Origin of the sequence: Microbacterium sp. JZ31, from assembly GCF_016805985.1 — a bacterium.
Taxonomy (GTDB): domain Bacteria; phylum Actinomycetota; class Actinomycetes; order Actinomycetales; family Microbacteriaceae; genus Microbacterium.
Map to the genome: position 1 here is coordinate 3152814 of NZ_CP017661.1, position 22046 is coordinate 3174859.

Sequence of the window (22046 nt, forward strand, 5' to 3'; positions counted from 1 at the left end):
GCTCGACCTGACAGCCGGCGTGCTGGACGGCGTGCCGACGCTCGTTCAGGCATGACGGCCGCGATCGGCGCGAGTGCCGCGGCACCGTGAGAGCATGCACCTGATGGACACCGATCTGCGCGACGAACTGCGCATCCTGCGAGCACGAGCCTTCGGACCCGAGGCCGACATCGCTCAGGATCCGGCCGCCCTCCGACGTCTTCGCGAGCTGGAGGCGCTGGCCGCTGCACGGCCCGCGCCGCAGGTCGATGCGGCGCCGGCGGCGCCCGAGCCGTACGCCGCGCCCGCGCCGATGGCCGCCGCTGTCCTGGAGGCGCCGGCGGTTCCCGCCGTCGCGCCTCCTGCGCCCGCGAATCCCTCTCCCGCGGAGGCCGCGCTGCCCGAGACGCCGCCGGCCCGGCGACCTCGCGAGCTCTCTCAGCACCTCCGTGGGATGTGGGCGCTGTCGGTCATCGCGGCGGCCGCGGTGTCGGGCGGGCTGACCTATGGACTGGCGCAGGTGACTCCCGTGTCGACCTCGAGCGGTGCGCCGCAGATCGCGACGCTCGAGCCTTCGCGGACGATCGACATCCCCGCCGGGTGGATGGGAGCCGGCCCGAGTTCGGTCGCGTACGAGTTCCACGGGCTTCTCATCTACGAGAGCGGATCGAACTTCGGGATGTCGTCGAACGGCAGCGACTGCATCACCGCGGTCGCCGCGGAAGAGCTGCCGGAGCCGGACGCCGACCTGTCGTCCTACTCGATCAGCGGCAACATGTACTCCGGCTGCCGCGTCGGTCCCTTCCCGGCCACCCTGAGCCTGTTCGTCGACAGCGGTGCACCCGAGGACCTGCGCGACGAGTACCCGGACAGGGCGCTGCAGTTCGTCAAGGACGGCGACCGGATCGGCGTGTTCCTGGCCGACGGCTGACCCCTCAGTTCTCGAGTGGCGCGGCGCCGCGAACCTCGCCTCGACGGGAGCAGGTTCGCCGAGCCCCTATGCGGCGTGGCACCGGATCGGCAGGATGGGGGAGGACATCGGCCGAGAAGGGCAGGAGGACCCGTGAGTCAGATGAGCGAGCCGCTCGACATCGTCCGATCGCTGCGCACCCTCACGATCGTGACGGGTGGCGTGGCGATCATCATGGGCATCGCGATCCTGCTCTGGCCGCTGAAGTCGGCGGCGACGATCACCCTCTTCATCGCGATCTACACGCTGATCGCGGGCATCGTCGACATCGTGCTGGCGATCATGTCGAAGGGCCTCGGCACGTGGCTGCGGATCGGCACCGCCGTTCTCGGCCTGCTGTTCATCGCCGCCTCGATCGCGGCGTTCGTGAACCTCGAGTCGACGACGGTCCTGCTCGGGGTGTTCGTCGCCATCATGCTCGGCGTGACCTGGATCTTCGACGGGTTCGTCAGCCTCTTCGCGCTGCCGCGACGGAGCAGCATCACGCGGGAGCTGCCGCGGTCCTCCCGGGGATGGACGATCGCGTACGCCATCCTCAGCATCGTCGCGGGCACGCTCGTCATCCTCTCTCCGCTGCTGACCGCGGCGGCCCTGTGGCTGCTCATCGGTCTCTCGCTCGTCGGCTTCGGGATCGTCCAGATCATCCGCGGCATTCGACTGCGGCGCTGACGCCGTCATCGCCGCGAGAGCACCGCGACGACGGGCCGGTGATCGCTGCCGGCGTCGTCGAACGTCGTCAGGACCGCCGCGCCGCGCACGTCCCACGCCGGCCCGGCGAGGACGTGATCGATCGGGGATCCCATCCAGGACGGCGCGAACGACGGCCAGCTTCCGACGGCCCCGCCGCCGGCCTCGGTCGCGGCATCGCGGCAGGCGCCCAGATGCGCGGACAGGTGGTCGACCGTCGCATTCAGGTCGCCCGCCAGGATGACTTCGGGATCGGCGCAGCGCTCCTCGATCCACTCCATGCCGGCGCGCCAGTCTCCGATCGACCCGGGCAGCGGCGGGATCGGATGGGCCGCCACGAGCGTCGGGCCGCTGCCGTCGACGGGGACCCAGACGGCGCTGGGAAGCGCGGGGGTCGAGCCTGACGCGGCGTCCATCCGATACTCGCCCAGCTCGTCTGCGACGAGCAGCGACGTCGGCATCTCGGAGTAGCCCGTGGCTCCGTGGGCCGTGTCGGCGTTCATGGCCCTGCCCTCGAGCGAGACGATCCGTGCGACCTCCGCCGCCGTCTCCGCGTGGGTCTCGGGGAGGCTGATGACGTCCGCCCCGGTTTCGCGCACGAGACGCGCGATCGTCTCGGCTGTCGCGGTGCCGTACGTGTTCCAGGTGACGACCGTGAGCTCCGACTCTGGCAGGGACGTCGAGGACCCGCGGGCGAGCAGGACCGCGCCGTTCGCGAGGGACGCCGCCCCGAGCACGAGAGCGAGGCCGGCCGCGAGCCCCCAGCGGCGGCGGACGAGCGCCACGGCCGCGGCGATCGCGGCGGACACCCCGAACCCGATCGCGAGCAGCGCGCGGAACGACAGCGCATGGGCGATCAGTGGCGCGGTCTGCGCCCCGAGGGCCTGGGGCCACGAGAACAGCAGCGCTATCGGCGCACCGACGAGGAGGGTCGCGAGGAAGATCAGCGGAGTCCGGTTCCTGCTCGTCATGCGACCCCTCACGTCGGCGATCCTTTCGACGATTCTCTCCCGGCGGCGGATGCGCGGACGTCGTAGCGCAAGATCGCCTCGTGCGCGACCCCCGTGCGTGATCTCACTCGCATCTCTAGCGTGAAAGCACCCGGGGACAACCCCGGCGCAACTGTCACGGAAGGAGCCGCATATGGGACTCGACGACAAGATCGAGCACGGCGCCCAGGACCTCTCCGGAAAGGCGAAGGAGGCCACCGGCAAGGCGACCGACAACGAGCGCCTCGAGGCCGAGGGTCACGGAGACCAGACCTCCGCCAAGCTGAAGAAGGCCGGCGAGGACATCAAGGACGCTTTCAAGGGATGATCTGATCCCGCTCGCACGAACGGAGGGCCGCCCCATCGGGGGCGGCCCTCCTCGCGCGTCGGCTCAGAGGTCGTCTCCGGTGCGCGGCCCGCGCAGCGCCACGAGCGCGCCGACCACGGACAGTGCGGCGGCGCCGAGGAACAGCCACGAGAAGCCGCCCGTCAGTGCGTCGGCCTCCGCCACGCCGGATGCGGTCAGCGCCTCGGTCCGCGTCGTCGCGACCGCCGCGAGCACGGCGAGGCCCAGCGCGCCGCCGACCTGCTGGCTCGTGTTCACGAGACCACCGGCGAGTCCCGCTTCGCCGCCCTCCACGCCGTGCACCGAGAGCTGGGTGGCGGTGACGAACGCGCCGCCCATGCCGACGCCGATCAGCAGCGTCGGGCCGAGCAGGTGCACCACGAAGTCCGCGGAGGGCGGCGCGGCCGCGAGCCAGACCAGGCCGCCCGCGAGCAGGACCAGCGAGGAGGCGAGCGCCCTGCGCGTGCCGATCCTCGCGATCGCGGCCGGCACCAGGCCGGCGACGATCACGAGCGCTCCGGCGAGCGGCAGCTGCGTCAGTCCCGTCGTCAGCGCGTCGTAGTGCAGCACCGCCTGCATGTAGACCGACAGTGCGAAGAACAGCGCCACCATCGCCGCGCCGATCAGGACCATGACGATGTTGCCGTCGGTCAGGCTGCGGTTGCGGAAGACGCCGAGCGGCACGAGGGGGTCGGCGGCGCGACGCTCCACCGCGACGAACACGACGCCCAGTGCCACGGCCACGGCGGCGAGCCCCCAGACGAGCGGATGCAGCAGGCCGAGCAGCTCGATCGCGCTCGCCGCGGCGACGGCAGCCAGGAGAGCCGCCGTGATGCTCGCTGCGCCCGGAAGGTCGAGCCGCACTCGGGCGGCGGCGACGTCGCGTGTGATCAGCAGCGGAACAGCGACCAGCACGAGGACGGCCACCGGCACGTTGACGAAGAACACCGACTGCCAGCCGAGGCCGGCGGTGAGCACTCCGCCCAGCAGCACTCCGGCTGCCGAGCCGATGCCCGCGACGCCTCCCCACACGCCGAGCGCCTTGGCGCGGTCTCGGGGTGCGGGGAAGAGATGGGTCAGGAGGGCGAGAGCGGCCGGGGCGAGAAGCGCCGCGGATGCTCCCTGGAGCGCACGCGCGGCGAGCAGCATCTCGGGGCCGACCGACAGGCCCGCCAGTGCGGATGCGGCGGCGAAGCCCGCGGTGCCGATGAGGAACACCCGGCGGTGCCCGTAGCGATCGGCCAGCCGGCCGCCGAGCAGCAGAAGGCTGCCGAAGGCGAGGACATACGCCGTGACGACCCAGGCGAGGGCGGCGGTGGACATCCCAAGCTGCTGCCCGAGTACGGGCAGGGCGATGTTCACGATCGACGCGTCGAGCACGACGAGGAACTGCGCGAGGGCCAGGACGCCGAGCGCGATCCATCGACGGGAGCTGCGTGTCGTGGGTGGGGCGGGAGAGAGCGTGGTCGTCATCGTCGGCCTCAGTTCCACAGGCCCAGCATCAGGACGATGCTGAGGGTCAGCGTGCCGAAGACGACCCACCAGGCGGTCTTCTCGGCACTCCAGCGGGACGAGCGGTTCTCCGTGCTGTCGTTCATGATTTCTCCTTCGGGTTCCTCGGTCAGCGCCAGGCGCTGAACATCGCGACGGCCAGGACGGCGAGGGGCGCCAGGGCGACCCAGCGGATGGTGATCTCGTTCTTCATGTGGTTCTCCTCGGATTCGATGGCTGAGTGATTAACCACTCACTTTGATGGACAGAAAAACCCACCCCGGGTGGGGAGGGGGTCAGTGGCGGATGCCTCGCGTGAGGATCTCCGCCCACGCCTCCGGCAGCTCCTCGATGCTGGAGGTGACGATGAGGTGACACAGCTGCCCGTAGGCGACGAAGCGCTGAACCGCGGCGTCGTCCGCCCCGGAGCGCTGCTTGGCGAACATCGTGATGCGTGCCAGGCCCGTCCGCAATGCGGATCCGATCTCAGGCACATCCGCCACCGACTGAGCATGCACCTGCAGCATGAGCAGCGCGCGATCCTGGATGAGCTCGGCGTACGCCGCGCCCATCGCGTCGAGGATCCCGTCCGGCGTGCGATCGGCCGAACGATCGGCGCCATCGCCGAGGGCGTCGAGGATCCGGTCGAAGCACAGATCCAGCGCCGCGACGAACAGCGACTCCTTGCGGGGGAACAGCTTGAACGCGTACGCGGGGGAGATCTTCGCCTCGCCCGCGACATCGGCGACGGTCGTTCCGTGGAAGCCGCGCTGCGAGAAGCGCCGCAGCGCGGCATCGGTCACGACCGGCCGCCGCTGCTCGGCGGTGGAGAGGATCGATCCACGAGGTGTCATGAGAGTGACTGTACACTCACTCATTCGCAAGACGCAAGCACCGTCTGGTGGATGGCTAGGCTGACCCCATGGACATGCGCGTCGCTGCCTACTGCGTGATCGTCGACGACGAGGATCGGCTGCTGCTGACGCGCTGGATCGAGGGCCGGACTCCCGCATGGTCACTTCCCGGTGGAGGCCTGGAGCCGGGAGAGGACCCGGCGGTCGCCGCACGCCGGGAGGTGTGGGAGGAGAGCGGCTACGAGGTGCGCCTCGACGGGCTGCTGGGCGTCGACTCGCACGTCGTTCCCGCAAAGCGCCGCCTCGCGCAGGGCGCCACGGGGCCGCTCCATGCCCTGCGCATCGTGTACCGCGCGACCATCACGGGCGGCACGCTCACGCACGAGGTCGACGGCTCGAGCGACATGGCGGAGTGGATCCCGCTGAACCGCGTGCGCGCGACCGAGCGCACCGGTCTCGTGGACATCGCGCTCGGCATGGCCGGCCTCGGACACTGAAGGGACGCATCACGTGAACAACCGGATCCTGCTCGTCAACGGCCCGAACCTGAACCTGCTCGGCACGCGCGAGCCGGGCATCTACGGCTCGGACACTCTCGAGGACGTCTTCGACAGAGCCTCCGCCGTGGCGAAGGAGCTGGGCTTCGACCTGCGCGCTTTCCAGAGCAACCACGAGGGCGCGCTGATCGACGTGATCCACGAGGCGCGGGCCGACTGCGACGGCATCGTCATCAATCCCGGCGCGTTCACGCACACCTCCGTGGCGCTGCGCGACGCGCTCACGGGCGTGGCCCTGCCCTTCGCCGAGGTGCACATCTCGAACGTGCACGCGCGCGAGCCGTTCCGGCACCACTCCTACCTGTCGGACGTCGCCAGCTGCGTGATCGTCGGGGCGGGCGTGCAGGGATACGAGTTCGCGATCCGGCGACTCGTGACGCTGCTCAGCGCCTGATCGACTCCACCGGCTCCGAGATGTCCGCGACCGTCGCGCCGTAGGCGGCGACGAGCGCGTCGGCGTCGACGAACAGCGTCCATCCGTGCGCTCCGGCGCCCATCGAGACGCGGCGCCCGACGATCCGCTCATCCGCGTACACGGGCCAGTCGTTCGTGCTGCCGAGCGGCGTGATCGTGCCGCGCTCGTATCCGGTCGCCTGCAGCGCGAGCTCGGGCTCGGGCAGGCGCAGCTTGTTCACGCCGAGCAGCGCGCGCAGCTTGGGCCACGAAATCGACCTGTCGCCGGGGATCAGCGCGAACAGGTAGTTGTCGTCGCCGCGTCCCTTGACCACCAGCGTCTTGACGATGTCCGCGGGCGTGATGCCGCGCAGCTCGGCCGCCTCCTCGAGGGAAGACGCGCGCGGCGACTCGAGGACCTCGATGTCGAGGCCGCGAGCCGCCGCAGCTTCCCTGACGCGGGAAGTCGGGGTCATCAGGCGTCGGGCGAGGCGAGCGGGTCGTCCGCGACCCAGAGCTCGTCGTCCGCACGCAGCGTCTGCCACGCGGCGTAGAGAACGGCGCCGGCGGCCGCGATGCCCAGGACCAGGGCGATGATCGGGCCCGCGCTGCTCTTCTTTTTGGGCTCGGGCGCATTGCGCTTGACGAACTTCGCGCCCGCCTCGTTCGCGGCGTCGATGGCCGACAGGGCCTTGCCCACGGCGCCGCCGACGACCGGCACGACCGTGTGGTCGAGGAAGTGCTTCGAGGCCTTGCGGCTGGAGTCCACGTAGGGCGACACCCGGTCGACGACGGGCTCGAGGTACTGGTGGTACTTCTGGTCGATCACCGGAGCCACCTGCTCCCGGTTGAGGTGGCCGAGCTGGCGACCTGCCTCACGAGCGACGTCCGAAGCGCCGGCCATGACGACCTGCTGCGCCTCCCACAGCTTGGTGGCCGACTTCTGCAGCTTGTGGAGTTCCTTCTTGCGCTTCCTGCTGAGGCTCATGTTGGTGCCCTCCCTGTCGCCGGGGTGTGGTGTTCCCCTCATCCTGCCAGATCACCCGCTGGGCGGCAGGGGGTTCTCGGAGTCTTGACAACCGTGCGTTCCCTCTGAAAGATCACGCCTCCGCAGGTCTCTGAGAGAATGAGGAAATGCCTCAGCACACCGCCGTCGCCACCCTGCACACCAACCACGGCGACATCGTCGTCAACCTCTTCGGCGACCACGCCCCGAAGACCGTCCGCAACTTCATCGGCCTCGCCGACGGATCCGGATCCTGGACCGATCCCGCCACGGGTCAGCCGGGCGAAGGCCCGCTGTACAAGGACATCATCTTCCACCGCATCATCCCCGGCTTCATGATCCAGGGCGGCGACCCCCTCGGTCAGGGCGTCGGCGGCCCCGGCTACACGTTCGACGACGAGATCAGCCCCGAGCTCGACTTCAACGCGCCGTACAAGCTGGCCATGGCGAACGCCGGCAAGCGCCCCAACGCAATCACGGGCCGCCTGAGCGGCACGAACGGCTCGCAGTTCTTCATCACGACCGACCCGACGCCCTGGCTGATGGGCAAGCACACGATCTTCGGCGAGGTCGTCGACGACGCCTCGAAGGCCGTCGTGGACGCGATCGCCCAGGTTCCGACCGGTGCCCAGGACCGGCCGCTCGAGCCGGTCGTCCTGCAGTCGGTCGAGATCGCCGCGGTCTGACGACCGACGCGCACCCCGCATCGGCGCCGCCACCGCTGTGACCACCACCGACTTCTCCCGCAATCCCGAGAACTTCTGCTACCGGCACCCGGACCGGATGAGCTTCGCGCTGTGTCAGCGCTGCCAGCGCACGATCTGCCCGGAGTGCCAGACGCAGGGCGCCGTCGGGGTGATCTGCCCGGAGTGCCTGCGCGATCAGCAGAAGTCGCGCACGCCCGCGCAGAAGCGCGCCGAGCGCCGGTGGGGGCGCGGCGGTGCGGTCGCCGTGCGGGCGGGCTCCGCCCCGCTGACCAACTGGATCGTCGGCATCACGGGCGGCATGTTCCTGCTCGACCTGCTGCTGCAGCAGTTCGGCGTCTCGCTGGCGCAGTGGCTGGCGTTCTTCGCGCCGCGGCTCTATCCACAGTTCGGCGCATTCGAGCCGTGGCGCGTCGTGACGTGGCTGCTCGTCCACAGCTCCTTCATCCACGTCGGGCTGAACCTGCTGTCCGTCTGGATGCTCGGCCGGCTGCTCGAGCCCATGCTCGGACGATGGCGCTTCCTCGCGCTGTACCTGATCTCGGGTCTCGGCGGTGCCGCGGTCGCGGCGCTGCTCGCGTTCACCACGCCCGTGGTGGGCGCGTCGGCCGCGCTGTTCGGCATGCTCGGCGCACTCGTGGTGATCGGTCGTCGGCTGGGCGGCGACGTGCGCGGCATCCTGATCATCCTCGGCATCAACCTTGTCGTGGGCTTCTTCCTGGGCGGCATCTCATGGCAGGCGCATGTGGGCGGCCTGCTCGCCGGCACGGCCGTCGGACTCGTCTTCAGCGTGACGCGGCGAGCCGATCAGTCCCGTCGGCAGCTCGTGCTGCTCGGCGTGGTCGTCGTCGCGCTGATCGCCCTGCTCGCCGTGCCGGGTTTCCTGTACGCCTGACACGGGCATCCGCCGCACGACCGGAGTTATCCACAGGTTTATCCCCGGCTGGGGATGAATGACACGGGTGTAATTCCCGCTCGGACATCGGATGCAGAAGCGCCCGGCGACCAGGTCGCCGGGCGCTTCGCGCAGGAGAAGAGTGCTACCGCCAGCGCGTGGTCATCAGGAAGCCGATGAACGCGATGCCGAAGCCGATCAGCAGGTTCCACGCCTGGATGCCGGGGATCGGGAAGGCCTGGCCCGAGAGGTAGAACACGAGGATCCACACGAGCCCGATGAGCATGAAGCCGATCATCACCGGCTTGAACCAGACGGGATTCGGTGTGGCGTCCGCGGCGGGGCGCTCGACGCCCTCGTCGTCGCCGTTCTGGCGGGTGGGCTTGTGGGATCGGGCCATGGGGACATCTTATCGGCCCGGGTACCCTGACACTGTGATGACGACGGTGCAGATGCGCCGGCGCCGGCCACGCAGCCGGGCCACGGTGACGAGCGTGCTCGGCGAGATCCTGCTCACGCTCGGTGCGGTCGTCCTCCTGTACGTGGCGTGGCAGCTCTGGATCGGCGACGTCATCTACTCGGCGCAGCACAACGCCCAGGCGGCCGCGCAGTCGCGGGAGTGGGCATCGGCCGCGCCGGCCGCGCCGGCGCCCGAGCCGACGGTCGATCCGGTGGAGGGCACGCCGGAGTACGAGCCCGTGATCCTTCCGCAGCCCGCCGACCAGGAGCTGTTCGCCATCATGCGGGTTCCGCGCTGGGGTGACGACTACGCCGTGAACATCGCCGGCGGCGTGACGCGCTCGGGGACGCTCGACAGCATCGGCATCGGACACTACCTCGACACGGAGATGCCCGGGGAGGTCGGCAACTTCGGCCTCGCGGCGCATCGCACGACGTTCGGCAAGCCGTTCTCGGATCTGCAGAGCCTGCGGATCGGCGATCCCATCGTGATCGAGACCGAGGACGGCTGGTACACGTACCGGTTCCGCACCCTGGAGTACGTCGAACCGTCGGCGTACGACGCCCTGGCCGACGTGCCGCGCTCGCCGGACGTGCCGGCGGGGGAGCGTTACATCACCCTCACGACGTGCTCGCCGCGTTATGCGATGACGGAGCGGCTCGTCGGATACGGCGTGTTCGAGTCCTACCTGCCCCGCGCGACCGGCGAGCAGCCGGCGGCCCTGTCCGAGGAGCTGATCTGATGTACGCCGCCCTGTGGCGAGTGCTGCCCGGACCGTGGTGGGTGCGCGTCCTCATCCTGCTCGCGCTCGTCGCGGCGGTGCTCTACGGGCTGTTCGTCTACGTCTACCCGTGGGTCGCGATGACCTTCGTGCCGGACGAGGTCACGGTCTCCTAGCCGGCCTCGCCCACGCAGTAGGTGAGCTCCACGGTCGATCGCACCGGCACGTCGCCCGCGCTCGGCGTCTGCGACTTCACCACCTGGGCGTCGTTCGCGGGACAGGACGCGTCCTCGATCACCTCGACCGTGAGGCCCAGCGCCTCCAGCTCGCCCTTGGCGAACTCGATCGTGCCGTTCTCGCGATAGTCGACGATCGTGACGCGGCCGGATGCCACCGTGAGGTTGACCGTCGACCCCTCCGGGACCTCCTCGCCTTCGGCCACCTCCTCGCCCGCGACATCTGCTGCCATGACCGTGTCGGCCTGCAGCTCGGGGTCGTTCTGAGGCGTGATGGAGCCGACTACCAGCCCGGCTTCCTGGATCGCGCGTCGCGCGCTCTCCTCGGTCAGCCCCTCGAGGGCCGGCACGGTCGAGACCCTCGGCCCCTCGGAGACGACGACCGTGATGTCGGTCTCCGGCGACACGGATTCGCCGGCCCCCGGCTCGGTCTCGATCACGATGCCCTCGGCGACCGTGTCGCTCGGCTCGGCCTCTGAGACGACCGACAGATCCTCGCCCTCAAGCTCCGTCGTCGCCCGCTCGAGCGTCATCCCGCTGACGTCCGGGACGATGCGACTGCTGGCGGGCACGGCCTCGAACGGTCGGGACGTGACCACCCAGAACAGCACGGACGCGACGAGCACGGCGAGCAGCGCGACCCCGGCCCAGATCCAGGCGACGGGCGGGCCCGACTGCGTGCGCGTCATGGTGTTGTCGGTCGACAGCTGACGCAGCGACCGGGCCGTCTCCGCCGCCTGGCGGGGGTTGGGCCCGTAGAGCTCGCTGGTGAGCGCGCCGAGCTCGCGCTTGGACGGCGCCTTGCCGTCCGAGGCGGCGTCGAGCGCCTCGCGGAACGACGCGGCATCCGGGTACCGCTGGTACGGGTCCTTCGCGAGCGCGCGCAGCACGACGGGGTCGAACGCACGCGGAGACGCCTCGTTCGCCTGCGACGGCGGGGTGGGCGTCTCGCTCACGTGCTGGTACGCGACGGCGACGGGGGAGTCGCCGCGGAACGGCGGCCGGCCCGTCAGCAGCTCGTAGAGGACGATGCCGGTCGAGTAGACGTCGGCGCGCGCGTCGACCGGCTCGCCCTTCGCCTGCTCGGGCGAGAAGTACGCGGCGGTGCCCAGGATGGACGTGGTCTCGGCGACGGTCGACGAGCTGTCGGAGACCGCACGCGCGATCCCGAAGTCCATGACCTTCACCTGGCCGGCGTCGGTGATCATGACGTTGCCGGGCTTGATGTCGCGGTGCACGACACCCGCGCGATGCGAGTACTCGAGGGCCTCCAGGATGCCGTCGACGTAGCGGACGGCTTCCGCCGGAGGGACCGGCCCGCGCGCGACGATGTCCTTCAGCAGGGTGCCGTGCACGAGCTCCATCACGATGAACGGCACGGGCCGCTCGCCGTTCACGTCGGCCGCGACGTCCTCGCCTGCATCGAAGACGCGGACGATCGCCTGGTTCGCCATGCGTGAGGCGGCCTGCGCCTCGAGGCGGAAGCGCGTGCGGAAGCCGCTGTCGCTCGCCAGATCCCGCTTCAGGATCTTGATCGCGACGTCGCGTCCCAGTGTCTGGTCGTAGCCGCGGTACACGCTCGCCATGCCGCCACGGCCGATCAGCTCGCCCACGCGATACCGGCCGGCAAGGACCCGGCCGCCATCCGCGCGCTCATCGCCGAGACGATTTCGCGCGGAGCTCGTCTCGTCGGTCATGAATCTCCCCGAATCGGACATGAATTACGTCTCCCGGGAGCCGCAGGCTCCCGACGGCGTCAGCCGTTCTCTCCGGTGTCCGCCTCGCCCTCGGCGTCGCCAGCGTTCCCGCCGTCCTGCGGGGCGTTGGCGACGAGGATGCTGCCCTCGGGCGACGTCTCGGATGCGCGAGGCTCAGCGCCGTCTTCTCCGGAGCAGGTCGCCACGACGGTTGCGGTCACGTTCTGGCCGGGCTGGCCCTTGATCCGGATGCCCGCCGACGTCTCGTCCGGACCGAACTCGGCGCTGCTGCTGCCGAGGCCGAGGAACAGGGCGGCGTTGAGCTTGAGCTGGTAGCCGGTGACCTCGCCGGTTCCCGCCGGGCACGTGAACGACCAGTTGACCAGCGCGTCGGTCTCGGGCTCGACGCTCTGCGGCGCGGTGCCGTCCTCGAGCGTGAAGGTCGGAGCCGCCGGGGCACCGATCTCGACGAGCGGGACCTCGCCGTAGGCGAGCAGGTCGATCTGCGTGCCCGCGGGCAGGTTTCCCCACTTGCTGACGCTGTAGACGAGCCCGACGTCCTCGGCGGCCGGAGCGGGATCACCCGTGGTGCAGCTCACGCCCATGCCGGCCTCGGTCAGGATGCGGGACGCCTCATCGCACGACTGGCCGATCAGCTCGGCCTGGTCGATCGCGACGAGCGTGGGCGTCGGCTCGGTGGACGGGCTGTCCTCTGGCGTCGGCTCGCGCGATGGCTGTGCCGACGTCTGCTCCCCGGCCGGCGTCTCCTCGGGCGTGCCGAACAGATCGTTTCCGAACATCGCGAAGAGCGCTCCGGCCAGCACGACGAGCAGCAGCACGATGAGCGCGATCAGGGGCCACGTCCACGGGCTGCGCTTCTTCTTGCGCTCCCGGTCGCGGGTGGTCGTCGCGGCGGCGGCGCCGGCCGCGGCGCCGTCCAGCGGCACGGGCGTGGTGCTCGGCATCATGCGCGTGGTCGCGTCGTTCCCCGAGGAGAGCAGCTGGGTGAACGCGTCGTCGCCGCGCAGCAGCGCGGCACCCGCCGCGATCGCCGGCACCGCCGCGGCGGCGGCCGCGACGTCGCCACGGCGCAGCGCGTTGGATGCGCGCGCGACCACGGCGGCCGACGCCGGACGGTCCTCGGGCTTCTTGGCGATCATCGCGAGCACGAGGTTGCGCACGGGCTCGGGGATGTCGTCGGGCAGCGGCGGGGGCTGCTCGTTGATCTGCGCCATCGCGATCGCGACCTGCGACTCGCCCGTGAAGGGGCGCCGGCCCGCCAGCGACTCGTACGCCACGATGCCGAGCGAGTAGATGTCGGTCGCGGGCGAGGCCGGGTGTCCCGACGCCTGCTCGGGCGAGAGGTACTGCACGGTGCCCATCACCTGGCCGGTCGCCGTGAGCGGCACCTGGTCGGCGATGCGCGCGATGCCGAAGTCCGTGATCTTGACGCGGCCGTCGGGCGTGATCAGCAGGTTGCCCGGCTTGATATCGCGGTGCACGAGCCCGGCGGCGTGCGCGGCCTGCAGCGCCGAGGCGGTCTGCGCGACGATGTCGAGCGTGCGGTCCGGCGGCAGCTTGGTCTCGCGCTCCAGGATCGTCGACAGCGCCTCGCCGGGGACGAGCTCCATCACGAGGAACGCGGATCCGTTCTCCTCGCCGTAGTCGAACACGCTCGCGATGCCCTCGTGGTTGACGAGTGCGGCGTGGCGGGCCTCGGCGCGGAAGCGCTCGAGGAACCCGGGGTCGCCCATGTACTCGTCCTTGAGGATCTTGATGGCGACCGTGCGGCCGATGACGTGGTCTGTGGCTTCCCAGACCTCGCCCATGCCGCCGATCGCGATCCGCGAGTTCAGCTCGTACCGTCCGCCGAAGGACACGCCCTGCGTTGGCCTCATCTGCTCAGCACCGCCTCCATGACCTTCTTCGCGATCGGCGCCGCGATCGTGTTCCCGCTGCCCGTCTGGCCCTGCCCGCCGCCGTCCTCGACGAGGACCGCCACCGCGACCTCGGGGTCGTCGGCCGGCGCGAATCCCGTGAACCAGAGCGTGTACGGGTTGTCCCCGCCCATCTCCGCGGTGCCCGTCTTCCCGGCCACGTCGACGCCGTCTATTCTTGCACCCGTCGCGGCGCCGTCCTGGACGCTGGACACCATGGCGGACGTCACCTGCTCCGCCGTGTCCCCGCTCAGCGCGTCGCTGAACGTCGAGGGCGAGAACGACTGCTGCACGGAGAGGTCGGGTCCGACCACCTCTTCGACGAGATACGGGTTCATGACCGTGCCGCCGTTGGCGATGCCGGCGGCGACCATGGCGATCTGCAGCGGCGTGGCCTGCACCTGGCCCTGGCCGAAGCCGCTCAACGCGGTCTGGGCGTCGTCCGTGATGCTCGCGGGGTAGGTCGACGTCGTCGCGCCCAGCGGCGCGGCCAGGATCTCGCGGTTGAAGCCGAGCCGCTCGGCCGTCTCGCGGATCGCGTCCGCGCCGAGCTCCACGGCCAGCTCCGCGAACGGCACGTTGCAGCTGAGCTGGATCGCCGTGGCGATGGTCGTCGTCTCGCCCGGACCGCACGTGGTGCCGCTGGCGTTGTGCACCGTGTTCGTCGACTGCGGCAGCTGGTACGTCTCGGGATTGGGCAGCTCGGTGTCGGCGTCGTAGTCGCCCGACTCGAACGCGGCGGCCGCGACCACGAGCTTGAACGTCGAGCCCGGGGGATTCACATCGCCCGCCAGCGCGCGGTTCTGCAGCGGCTGCGCCGGGTCCTCCTCGAGTGCCGTGTACGAGGCGTCGGTCGCCTCGGCATCGTGCACCGCGAGCTGGTTCGCGTCGTATCCCGGCGTGGAGACCATCGCCAGGATGCGGCCCGTGTCCGGCTCGATGGCGACGACGGCTCCCGTGAGGTCGCCCAGCGCGTCGTACGCGATGCGCTGCAGCTCCGGATCCAGCGTCAGCAGGACGCTCGACCCGCGGGGCGGCTGGCCGGTCACGATGCGCTCGATCCGGGAGAAGAAGGCGGATCCGGCGGTGCCGGCGAGCTCCTGCCGCATGGCGTCCTCGATGCCGGTCGCGGTGCCGAGCACGGGATTCAGGAAGCCCGTGACGTGCGACCACATCGCGGAGTCCGCGTACTGCCGCTGCCACACGTAGACGTCGTCGATCGGGGAGGACGTGGCGATCTCCTGGCCACCCGCGATGATCGCGCCGCGCTGGGTCTCGTAGCTGTCGAGCAGCGTGCGGCGGTTGTTGGGCTCGCCCGCGAGCGCGTTCGCCTGGAACACCTGGATCGCGCTCGTCGAGCCGAACAGCGCCAGGAACATCACGAGCACGATGATGCTCAGCCGTCGGAGCTCCTTCGTCATCCGATCACCGCCCTCGGCTGCTGACGGACGGCATCGCTGATGCGCAGGATGAGCCCGACGATCAGCCAGTTGGCCAGCAGCGAGGATCCTCCCGCGGCGAGGAACGGCGTGGTCAGGCCCGTGAGCGGGATGAGGCGCGTGACGCCGCCGACCATGATGAACACCTGCAGCGCGAGCGTGAACGACAGCGCGGTCGCGAGCAGCTTCCCGAAGTCGTCCTGCCCGCTCACGCCGATGCGCAGGCCGCGAGCCACGAACACGAGATACAGGCACAGGATGGCGAACACGCCCACCAGCCCGAGCTCCTCGCCGATGCTCGGGATGATGTAGTCGCTCTGCGAGACCGGCGTGAGGTAGGGCCGGCCGAGGCCGAGGCCGGTACCCAGCAGGCCGCCGTGGGCGAGCCCGAAGATGCCGTTCACGAGCTGGTAGCTGCCGCCGTCGGCCTCGTAGAGCGCGGGATCGAACGCGCCCAGCCAGGAATCGAAGCGTCCGCGGACGTACGGCAGCACGTACGACGCCGCGACCGCGCCGCCGACCGCGAGGAACACGCCGATCAGCACCCATCCGGTCTTGCCCGTGGCGACGTAGAGGGTCGCGACGAACATGCCGAAGATCAGCAGCCCGGTGCCGAGGTCGCGCTGCGCGACGATGATCACCATCGACACGAGCCAGATCACCAGCAGCGGGCCGAACTCGCGCGCCCGGGGGAACGTGAAGCCCAGGAACCGCCTGCCCGTCGAGGTCAGGCTCTCTCGCGTACGCACGAGATATCCCGCGAAGAAGATCGCGAGGCAGATCTTCGCGATCTCGCCCGGCTGGAAGTTCACGGGTCCGAGCCGGATCCAGACCGTCGCATTGCCGCCGCCGTTGATGAACGGGATGAACGGCAGGATCAGCAGGACGATGCCCGTCAAGCCGAAGACGTACGTGTATCGGAACAGGACGCGGTAGTTGACGAGTGCCCACACGAGCACGCCCGCCGCGAGGATCGAGGCACCCGCGTACAGCAGCTGGCTGGTGCCGGCGTTCGGGTTCACGCACGCCGAGCCGCCCGGGCAGTCGTCGATCGACAGGCTGAGCCGGTAGATCATCGCGATGCCGAGGCCCGTGAGCAGCGTGGCGATCGGCACGACGAACGGGTCGGCCTGCGGTGCGCGCAGGCGCAGCACGACATGCAGCGCGAGCACGAGCGCGGCGACGACCCCCTGCGCGATCAGCACGCCGGTGTCGAGGCTCCCCAGCTCGCCGAGCTGAGACAGGGCCGTCGCGCCCAGGCTCAGGACGATGGCGAACAGCAGCAGGAACAGCTCGCGGTTGCGCAGTGGCTGAGGCTGTCGCACGCGGCGCAGCGCCTTGAGGATCGTGGTGTCGGCGGCGACCTGAGTCATCGGTCGTCTCCCGGGGTCGGAGAGCCCGACGGCGTCGGGCTCTGGGTCGGCAGCGGGGTGGGATCCGGTTCCGCCGCGACGACGGAGTCGCGCAGCCGCTCGACGATCGCCTCGGCGTCCGCGAGGGAGCGCGCGCTCATCGTGAACTCGACGCGGGCGCGCTGATAGGGCGACAGGTCCGCGAGCAGGATGTCGGTGTCCTCGTACGGCGAGGACAGCGTGATCGGTCCGAGCGACTGCTGGATGCCCTGGAAGATCACGACCGAGTCGTCGTCGGCGCCCACGTAGTAGCGGGTCTGGGTCCAGTTGTAGAAGACGGCGAAACCGGCCGCGATCAGCGCCGCGATCAGCACGAGCACCGCGACGAGGCCGATGCGGCGGCGCCGAGCGCGACGCCGGTCCTCTTCGATCAGCTCCTCGAGGTACTCAGGCTCGGGCTCGAAGTGCGTGGGTTCGTTCGCCGCCTGGCGATTGGGGTGCAGCCAACTCGTGGAGATCAGCGGACGGGCCGCGACGGCCGGGACCTTCACGCCCTGCGGGTTCGACGCCGAGCCGACGATCGTCGCCGTGCCGCTCACGAGCGGATGCTGCCCGCCGACGTCCACCATGACGATCGTGACGTTGTCGGGGGCGCCGCCGTCGAGCGCGTACTTGAGCAGGATGTCGGCCGTGCGTCCCGGCGGCAGGCCGAGTCGCAGCGCCTTCTGGATGTGCGCCTCGTCGACGACGCCGCTCAGGCCGTCCGAGCACAGCAGCCAGCGGTCGCCCGGCCGCGTCGGCATGATGAACGTGTCGATCTCGGGATCCGGATCCATGTCGCCCAGCACGCGCATCAGCACCGAGCGGCGCGGATGGTAGCGGGCTTCCTCGGGCGTGATGCGGCCCGAGTCGACGAGCCGCTGCACGAACGTGTGGTCGGTCGTGATCTGCGTGAGCGCGTCGTCGCGCCACAGGTAGATGCGCGAGTCGCCGATGTGCGCGATGACGGCGTACTCCTCGACCATCGCGATCGCGCTCACCGTGGTGCCGAGGCCCGCGAGCTCCGGACGTCGGGCGACGAGCTGGATCAGGTCTCCCGCGGTCGCGGCGATCGTCTCGCGCAGCGTGACCTCGGCGTCCTCGGGGAGGGGTAGATGCGGTCGAGCTCCTGGAGCGTGTTGACCGCGACGCTGGAGGCGACGTCGCCGCCGGCGTGACCGCCCATGCCGTCGGCGACGACGAACAGGTTCGAGCCCGCATAGCCCGAGTCCTGGTTGTTGGACCGCACCTTCCCGGTATGGGAGATGGCGGCACTCGATCCCACGAACATGTCGGAGGGCGCTTACTTCCGCAGCTCGAAGGTCGTGGCGCCGACCTTGATCGGGGTGTTCGCCTGCACGGGCACGGGCGAGTTCGGCGAGACGCGCTCGCCGCCGTGGAACGTGCCGTTCGTGGACTCCAGATCCTGCAGCATCCACTGCTCGCCCCACAGCACGAGGCGTGCGTGCTGGCTCGACGTGTAGTCGTCGCGGATCACCAGACCGGTCTCGCTCGAGCGGCCGATCGTCAGCGATTCGGTGCCCAGGGGAAGCTCGAGTCCGGCCTTGGGTCCCGAGGTGATCACGATGCGCGAGACCGTGCTCGTGGTGGCGGGGCCGCCGGGGCCCGCGCTCGGCGCGGGCGCGGGACGCGGCGTGGGCGGTGTCTTTGGTGCCGTGCCCTTGGTCCTGGCGGGTGCGCGGCCCGCGGTCTCGGGCATCCGGCGCACGCGCACGCCGAACACGTCCGAGCGCAGCGCGAACACGACGGCGAACACGAACAGCCACATCAGCAGCAGGAAGCCGACCTGCAGCAGCAGCAGGGTCAGCGAGCTCAGTTCGGTCATGTCCAGTCCCCGTTCTGCGGCATGATCCGGGTCGACGTGGTGCGCTCGTCGCGCGCCGGCCTGGTCTGGGGCGCCGCGAGCGGCACGACGTGGAACACGATGTCGGTGCGTCCGATCGTGATGGTCTGGCCGTCGTTCAGGCCCGACTGCTTGACGGGGCGTCCGTCGAGCTTGGAGCCGTTCGTGGAGCCGAGGTCGCGCACCATGGCGCGCTCGCCGTCCCACAGCACCTCGACGTGCGCGCGGCTCGTGCCGGGATCGTCCACCGTGATGTCGGCATCGCTGCCACGGCCCAGGATCGTGCGCGCCTTCGACAGCGGATAGCGGCGTCCGTTCACGTCGACGACCGCGCGCCACTCGACCTGGCCCTCGGCCGTGTTCGAGTCGACGTCGACGGTTCCGGTGGTGATCGACTCGTCCGCGCGCAGCGCGATGCGGAGGGGCCCCGCGAGGCTGTAGCCCTGGGCGGAGGCGTGGCCGCGCAGCATGGTGTCGAGCTCGGTGACGAGCGCGCTGCCGAGCGCGCGCATCCGCTCGTGGTCGGCGGGGCTGAGACGGACCGTCAGCTCGTTCGGGACGAGGATGCGGTCGCGCGCGACGACCGCGGCCTTCGTGTCGAGTTCACGGCGCAGGGCGGAGGCGATCTCGACCGGCTGAATGCCGCTGCGAAAGGTCTTCGCGAACGCGCGGTTGACGGCGCGCTCGAGGCCCTGCTCGAAGCTGTCCAGTAGTCCCACGGGTCTCCTCAGTCCGGCCGACCGGTAGGCACATCGTAGCCAGCATGCCTGGACGGTGCCCTTTCGGGGGCGGAGGGGCGCGGTCTCGGAGCCCGATCGAGTTCGCGAGCGCTCCGACGAGGTGATATCCTCGGGAAGTTGAGTTCGGAGCGATCCGATCTCGCGCGAGTGGCGGAATAGGTAGACGCGCTGGCTTCAGGTGCCAGTGCCCGCAAGGGCGTGGGGGTTCAAGTCCCCCCTCGCGCACACGACACGAAGGCCCCGGTGAGAACCGGGGCCTTCGTCGTTTCCGCCGTCGTCAGGAGCGGCCGTGGGAGGTGGCGTACACCGCGGCCTGCGTGCGGCGCTCCATGCCGAGCTTGGCGAGCAGGCCCGAGACGTAGTTCTTGACGGTCTTCTCCGCGAGGTGCAGCTGCTCGCCGATCTGGCGGTTCGTGAGGCCCTCGCCGATCAGGCGCAGCACCTGCCGCTCGCGCAGGGTGAGATCGGGCGCCGAGTCGGTCCCGTGTCCCGATGTCACCGTCTTGGCGACCGATGCCACCACACGCTCCGCCACGGCGGGCGTCACCAGCGAGCCGCCCGCCGCGACCTTGCGGATCGCGTCGGCGAGATTCGGGCCCCGGATGTCCTTGAGCACGTAGCCGGATGCGCCAGCGAGGACGGCGGCCGTGCTGGCGTCGTCGTCGTCGTATGCCGTCAGCATCAGGCACGCGATGTCCGCATTCGCCGATCGGATCGCGCGGCACAGCTGGATGCCGTCCCCGTCGGGGAGGCGGACATCGAGCACCACGACATCCGGATTCGTCGCTGCGACGCGCACGAGCGCCTGCTGCACCGTGCCGGCGTCTCCCACCACCTCGAGGTCGCGCTGCGCGTCGAGCAGATCCGCGATGCCGCGACGGACGATCTCGTGGTCGTCCACAAGGAAGATGCGTGTCATGCTCGCCTCCGCTGTCTCGCGCCTCGGTCGTGGGCGCCGCCGTGCGGCGCGCGCCAGACCGCCGTCGTGCCGCCGTCGATCCCGGCGCCGATCGTGAAGTCCCCGCCGCGTCGTCGCGCCCGCTCGGCGAGGTTCCCCGTGCCGCTGCTCCGCTCGCGCGCGGAGGCGATTCCGACGCCGTCGTCGACCACCGTCACGCGCAGCTCGCGATCGTCGACGGCGATCTCCACCGACACCTCCCGGGCGCCCGCGTGCCGCGCCGCGTTCGCGAGGCATTCGCGCACGACCGCCACGACATCGTCGGCGAGGCGGTCGGTCACCATGAGGTCCACGGCGCCCGCGAAGGAGACGCGCGGCGTGCTGCCGAGCGCCGCCGTCAGCTCCTGCGCGACATCGAGCACACGGCGGCGGGTCGAATCGGCGTCGTTCCGGCGGCGATCCGAGAGCGCGAACACCGCCATGCGGATCTCGCTGATCGCGCCGTCGATCACGTCCACCAGGTCGAGGACGGCGTCCTCGGCCTGCGGATGGCCGGCGGCCAGCGCCTGCAGTGACAGGCCCGCTCCGAACAGGCGCTGGATGACGTGATCGTGCAGGTCGCGCGCGATGCGGCCGCGCTCGTCGGCGAGCTCCACCCGCTGCTTGTCCGCGCGGGCCTGGGTCAGCTCGACGGCCAGTCCGACCTGGCCGGCGAAATCGGCGGCGAGCTCCGCCTCGGCCGTGGTGAACTCGGCGCGGCCCGTGGCGCGCGAGAGGGTCAGCGCGCAGATGGGCGCTCCCGACACCACGACCGGCAGCACGATGCTCGGCCCCATGTCCGCCTCGATGGACACGTCGGCGTTGCTGCGATCGGCGACCACGACGGCGCGGGTCTCGAGCGCGCGACCCACCAGCGAGTCCTCCCGCGGGTAGCGGCGACCCTCGAAGGGCTCGGCTCCGAGGCCCCGCGCGTAGCGGATGAGCAGCTCGGGAGCCCGTGCGCCGTCCTCGGGCGGGACCGGCAGCACGACGCACGCCATGTCGCATTCCACCACCGTCGCCACGCGCGCGAGGACGACGCCGATGGCATCCGCTGCGTCTTCCGACAGCATCGCCGAGGTCACCTCCGCGAGCGCGGCGCTCCAGCGATGGCGGCGCGCAGACTGCTCGAACAGCCGCGCGTTCTCGAGCGCGATGCCGGCGATCGCCGCGAGAGCCGTCAGCAGCTCCTCGTCCTCTTCCGTGAAGGGTCCGCCTTCGCGACCCGAGAGGTACAGCGCACCGTACGCATCGCTGCGGGTGCGGATCGGAACGGCGAGGAAGGTCGTGCGGTCGGCGTCCTCGACCGTGAGCCCGATCTGGTGCGGGTCGCGCTCGATGCGCTGGACGCGCACGGCACCGCTCGCGTTCAGCGCATCGGCCAGCGGATCCGGTGCACCGGACGGCGCCCGCTCGGGATCGTCCGCTCGGACGATCCGCTCGACCGCGCCGTCCGCGTCGAACGACGCGATCGCGCCGTGCCGCGCGCGGACGAGCCCGACCGCCGCCTCCACGATGCGCCGCAGCACGTCATCGACATCCAGGGACTCGACGACCGAGTGGAACGCGTCGAGGAGGGCGCGCAGCCTGCTCTCCGTGGTCACGAGCTCGCGCGCCTGAGCCACCGATCGCGCGACGGCGCTCTCGGCGTCAGAACGCGGTTCGTCCGCGAAGTCCCCTCCGACGCTCACGTGCCCCCTCCCACGCGCGAAACCTGCTGCAGAGACTACGAGGAAGCGGTGGGACCTTCGAC

24 protein-coding genes, 1 tRNA gene and 1 pseudogene are annotated in these 22046 nt (G+C 70.6%); 10 read left to right on the top strand and 16 right to left on the bottom strand.

The features are described from left to right. Positions 1-103: 103 nt before the first annotated feature. Positions 104-910, top strand: a complete 807-nt coding sequence (locus BJP60_RS14955; protein ID WP_203136695.1) for a hypothetical protein — start codon at positions 104-106, stop codon at positions 908-910. Between the two features lie 141 nt (positions 911-1051). Then, the gene (locus BJP60_RS14960; RefSeq protein ID WP_203139447.1) at positions 1052-1618 is read left to right on the top strand and encodes an HdeD family acid-resistance protein; all 567 of its coding nucleotides are present in this window, start codon (positions 1052-1054) and stop codon (positions 1616-1618) included. Positions 1619-1623: 5 nt separating this feature from the next. Here the strand turns inward: BJP60_RS14960 and BJP60_RS14965 are convergent, their stop codons facing one another. Next, positions 1624-2607 (bottom strand): endonuclease/exonuclease/phosphatase family protein, encoded by a 984-nt coding sequence (locus tag BJP60_RS14965; protein ID WP_238439463.1) that lies wholly within the window; start codon positions 2605-2607, stop codon positions 1624-1626. A gap of 172 nt (positions 2608-2779) precedes the next feature. On the opposite strand from BJP60_RS14965, the gene BJP60_RS14970 reads away from it, so the two are divergent. Next, complete coding sequence (locus tag BJP60_RS14970; RefSeq protein WP_203136700.1) at positions 2780-2953, top strand: CsbD family protein; 174 nt, start codon at positions 2780-2782, stop codon at positions 2951-2953. Between the two features lie 63 nt (positions 2954-3016). On the opposite strand, the gene BJP60_RS14975 is transcribed toward BJP60_RS14970, so the two are convergent. The 3 genes from BJP60_RS14975 to BJP60_RS14980 form a co-directional block, all read right to left on the bottom strand. Continuing rightward, complete coding sequence (locus tag BJP60_RS14975) at positions 3017-4444, bottom strand: MFS transporter (RefSeq protein ID WP_238439464.1); 1428 nt, start codon at positions 4442-4444, stop codon at positions 3017-3019. Positions 4445-4592: 148 nt separating this feature from the next. Further along, positions 4593-4715: a hypothetical protein gene (locus tag BJP60_RS15430; protein WP_257793731.1), complete on the bottom strand. Its 123-nt coding sequence runs from the start codon at positions 4713-4715 to the stop codon at positions 4593-4595. Between the two features lie 43 nt (positions 4716-4758). Next, complete coding sequence (locus BJP60_RS14980; RefSeq protein ID WP_203136701.1) at positions 4759-5316, bottom strand: TetR/AcrR family transcriptional regulator; 558 nt, start codon at positions 5314-5316, stop codon at positions 4759-4761. A 68-nt stretch (positions 5317-5384) separates the two neighbouring features. Here BJP60_RS14980 and BJP60_RS14985 point away from each other — a divergent pair, with 68 nt between their 5' ends. Beyond that, positions 5385-5813 (top strand): NUDIX hydrolase, encoded by a 429-nt coding sequence (locus BJP60_RS14985; RefSeq protein WP_203136702.1) that lies wholly within the window; start codon positions 5385-5387, stop codon positions 5811-5813. A 13-nt stretch (positions 5814-5826) separates the two neighbouring features. Continuing rightward, positions 5827-6267, top strand: a complete 441-nt coding sequence (gene aroQ, locus BJP60_RS14990) for a type II 3-dehydroquinate dehydratase (protein ID WP_203136703.1) — start codon at positions 5827-5829, stop codon at positions 6265-6267. On the opposite strand, the gene BJP60_RS14995 is transcribed toward aroQ, so the two are convergent. Then, on the bottom strand, positions 6257-6742 hold the full coding sequence (locus BJP60_RS14995) for an aminoacyl-tRNA deacylase (RefSeq protein ID WP_203136704.1): 486 nt from the start codon (positions 6740-6742) through the stop codon (positions 6257-6259). The two genes, aroQ and BJP60_RS14995, sit on opposite strands and share 11 nt — an antisense overlap. After that, entirely contained in the window at positions 6742-7254 is a 513-nt protein-coding gene (locus BJP60_RS15000) for a DNA helicase (RefSeq protein WP_203136705.1), read from the bottom strand. The genes BJP60_RS14995 and BJP60_RS15000 overlap by 1 nt, the downstream gene beginning before the upstream one ends. A gap of 146 nt (positions 7255-7400) precedes the next feature. Here BJP60_RS15000 and BJP60_RS15005 point away from each other — a divergent pair, with 146 nt between their 5' ends. Further along, positions 7401-7958, top strand: coding sequence for a peptidylprolyl isomerase (locus BJP60_RS15005; RefSeq protein WP_203136706.1), 558 nt, complete (start codon positions 7401-7403; stop codon positions 7956-7958). Positions 7959-7995: 37 nt separating this feature from the next. Continuing rightward, complete coding sequence (locus BJP60_RS15010) at positions 7996-8871, top strand: rhomboid family intramembrane serine protease (RefSeq protein WP_203136707.1); 876 nt, start codon at positions 7996-7998, stop codon at positions 8869-8871. 145 nt (positions 8872-9016) lie between these two features. Here BJP60_RS15010 and BJP60_RS15015 read toward each other — a convergent pair whose 3' ends face one another. Continuing rightward, positions 9017-9271 carry a cell division protein CrgA gene (locus BJP60_RS15015; RefSeq protein WP_203136708.1) on the bottom strand — a complete coding sequence of 85 codons (255 nt, stop codon included), beginning with the start codon at positions 9269-9271 and terminating at the stop codon, positions 9017-9019. 37 nt (positions 9272-9308) lie between these two features. On the opposite strand from BJP60_RS15015, the gene BJP60_RS15020 reads away from it, so the two are divergent. Continuing rightward, entirely contained in the window at positions 9309-10073 is a 765-nt protein-coding gene (locus tag BJP60_RS15020; RefSeq protein WP_203136710.1) for a class E sortase, read from the top strand. After that, positions 10073-10228 (top strand): hypothetical protein, encoded by a 156-nt coding sequence (locus tag BJP60_RS15025; RefSeq protein WP_203136712.1) that lies wholly within the window; start codon positions 10073-10075, stop codon positions 10226-10228. The genes BJP60_RS15020 and BJP60_RS15025 overlap by 1 nt, the downstream gene beginning before the upstream one ends. Here BJP60_RS15025 and pknB read toward each other — a convergent pair. The 7 genes and pseudogenes from pknB to BJP60_RS15060 form a co-directional block, all read right to left on the bottom strand. Beyond that, the gene (pknB, locus tag BJP60_RS15030) at positions 10225-11985 is read right to left on the bottom strand and encodes a Stk1 family PASTA domain-containing Ser/Thr kinase (RefSeq protein ID WP_203136714.1); all 1761 of its coding nucleotides are present in this window, start codon (positions 11983-11985) and stop codon (positions 10225-10227) included. The two genes, BJP60_RS15025 and pknB, sit on opposite strands and share 4 nt — an antisense overlap. A 59-nt stretch (positions 11986-12044) precedes the next feature. Then, positions 12045-13883 carry a serine/threonine-protein kinase gene (locus BJP60_RS15035; RefSeq protein WP_203136716.1) on the bottom strand — a complete coding sequence of 613 codons (1839 nt, stop codon included), beginning with the start codon at positions 13881-13883 and terminating at the stop codon, positions 12045-12047. Then, positions 13880-15343 carry a peptidoglycan D,D-transpeptidase FtsI family protein gene (locus BJP60_RS15040; RefSeq protein WP_203136718.1) on the bottom strand — a complete coding sequence of 488 codons (1464 nt, stop codon included), beginning with the start codon at positions 15341-15343 and terminating at the stop codon, positions 13880-13882. Before BJP60_RS15040 ends, BJP60_RS15035 begins: the two co-directional genes overlap by 4 nt. Next, on the bottom strand, positions 15340-16734 hold the full coding sequence (locus BJP60_RS15045) for an FtsW/RodA/SpoVE family cell cycle protein (protein WP_203136720.1): 1395 nt from the start codon (positions 16732-16734) through the stop codon (positions 15340-15342). Before BJP60_RS15045 ends, BJP60_RS15040 begins: the two co-directional genes overlap by 4 nt. Next, positions 16731-18043 (bottom strand): annotated as a pseudogene (locus BJP60_RS15050) (PP2C family protein-serine/threonine phosphatase). Before BJP60_RS15050 ends, BJP60_RS15045 begins: the two are co-directional and overlap by 4 nt. Positions 18044-18055: 12 nt before the next feature. Next, entirely contained in the window at positions 18056-18589 is a 534-nt protein-coding gene (locus tag BJP60_RS15055) for an FHA domain-containing protein FhaB/FipA (protein WP_203139452.1), read from the bottom strand. Between the two features lie 5 nt (positions 18590-18594). Beyond that, a complete protein-coding gene (locus tag BJP60_RS15060) occupies positions 18595-19335 on the bottom strand; it encodes an FhaA domain-containing protein (protein ID WP_203136722.1) in 741 nt (246 codons plus the stop codon). A 162-nt stretch (positions 19336-19497) separates the two neighbouring features. On the opposite strand from BJP60_RS15060, the gene BJP60_RS15065 reads away from it, so the two are divergent. Further along, positions 19498-19581, top strand: a tRNA-Leu gene (locus BJP60_RS15065). Between the two features lie 52 nt (positions 19582-19633). On the opposite strand, the gene BJP60_RS15070 is transcribed toward BJP60_RS15065, so the two are convergent. Both BJP60_RS15070 and BJP60_RS15075 read right to left on the bottom strand, forming a co-directional pair. Further along, on the bottom strand, positions 19634-20275 hold the full coding sequence (locus tag BJP60_RS15070; RefSeq protein ID WP_203136724.1) for a response regulator: 642 nt from the start codon (positions 20273-20275) through the stop codon (positions 19634-19636). Next, on the bottom strand, positions 20272-21984 hold the full coding sequence (locus BJP60_RS15075) for a GAF domain-containing sensor histidine kinase (protein WP_203136725.1): 1713 nt from the start codon (positions 21982-21984) through the stop codon (positions 20272-20274). Before BJP60_RS15075 ends, BJP60_RS15070 begins: the two co-directional genes overlap by 4 nt. Between the last annotated feature and the right edge of the window lie 62 nt (positions 21985-22046).

Coding starts and splice junctions, on each gene's coding strand:
- pknB (WP_203136714.1), bottom strand. CDS start 11,985: ATGACCGACGAGACGAGCTCCGCGCGAAATCGTCTCGGCGATGAGCGC.
- BJP60_RS15000 (WP_203136705.1), bottom strand. CDS start 7,254: ATGAGCCTCAGCAGGAAGCGCAAGAAGGAACTCCACAAGCTGCAGAAG.
- BJP60_RS14985 (WP_203136702.1), top strand. CDS start 5,385: ATGGACATGCGCGTCGCTGCCTACTGCGTGATCGTCGACGACGAGGAT.
- BJP60_RS15070 (WP_203136724.1), bottom strand. CDS start 20,275: ATGACACGCATCTTCCTTGTGGACGACCACGAGATCGTCCGTCGCGGC.
- BJP60_RS15020 (WP_203136710.1), top strand. CDS start 9,309: ATGACGACGGTGCAGATGCGCCGGCGCCGGCCACGCAGCCGGGCCACG.
- BJP60_RS14980 (WP_203136701.1), bottom strand. CDS start 5,316: ATGACACCTCGTGGATCGATCCTCTCCACCGCCGAGCAGCGGCGGCCG.
- BJP60_RS15045 (WP_203136720.1), bottom strand. CDS start 16,734: ATGACTCAGGTCGCCGCCGACACCACGATCCTCAAGGCGCTGCGCCGC.
- BJP60_RS14965 (WP_238439463.1), bottom strand. CDS start 2,607: ATGACGAGCAGGAACCGGACTCCGCTGATCTTCCTCGCGACCCTCCTC.
- BJP60_RS14970 (WP_203136700.1), top strand. CDS start 2,780: ATGGGACTCGACGACAAGATCGAGCACGGCGCCCAGGACCTCTCCGGA.
- BJP60_RS15025 (WP_203136712.1), top strand. CDS start 10,073: ATGTACGCCGCCCTGTGGCGAGTGCTGCCCGGACCGTGGTGGGTGCGC.
- BJP60_RS14960 (WP_203139447.1), top strand. CDS start 1,052: ATGAGCGAGCCGCTCGACATCGTCCGATCGCTGCGCACCCTCACGATC.
- BJP60_RS15040 (WP_203136718.1), bottom strand. CDS start 15,343: ATGACGAAGGAGCTCCGACGGCTGAGCATCATCGTGCTCGTGATGTTC.
- BJP60_RS15035 (WP_203136716.1), bottom strand. CDS start 13,883: ATGAGGCCAACGCAGGGCGTGTCCTTCGGCGGACGGTACGAGCTGAAC.
- BJP60_RS15005 (WP_203136706.1), top strand. CDS start 7,401: ATGCCTCAGCACACCGCCGTCGCCACCCTGCACACCAACCACGGCGAC.
- BJP60_RS14975 (WP_238439464.1), bottom strand. CDS start 4,444: ATGACGACCACGCTCTCTCCCGCCCCACCCACGACACGCAGCTCCCGT.
- BJP60_RS14995 (WP_203136704.1), bottom strand. CDS start 6,742: ATGACCCCGACTTCCCGCGTCAGGGAAGCTGCGGCGGCTCGCGGCCTC.
- BJP60_RS14955 (WP_203136695.1), top strand. CDS start 104: ATGGACACCGATCTGCGCGACGAACTGCGCATCCTGCGAGCACGAGCC.
- BJP60_RS15015 (WP_203136708.1), bottom strand. CDS start 9,271: ATGGCCCGATCCCACAAGCCCACCCGCCAGAACGGCGACGACGAGGGC.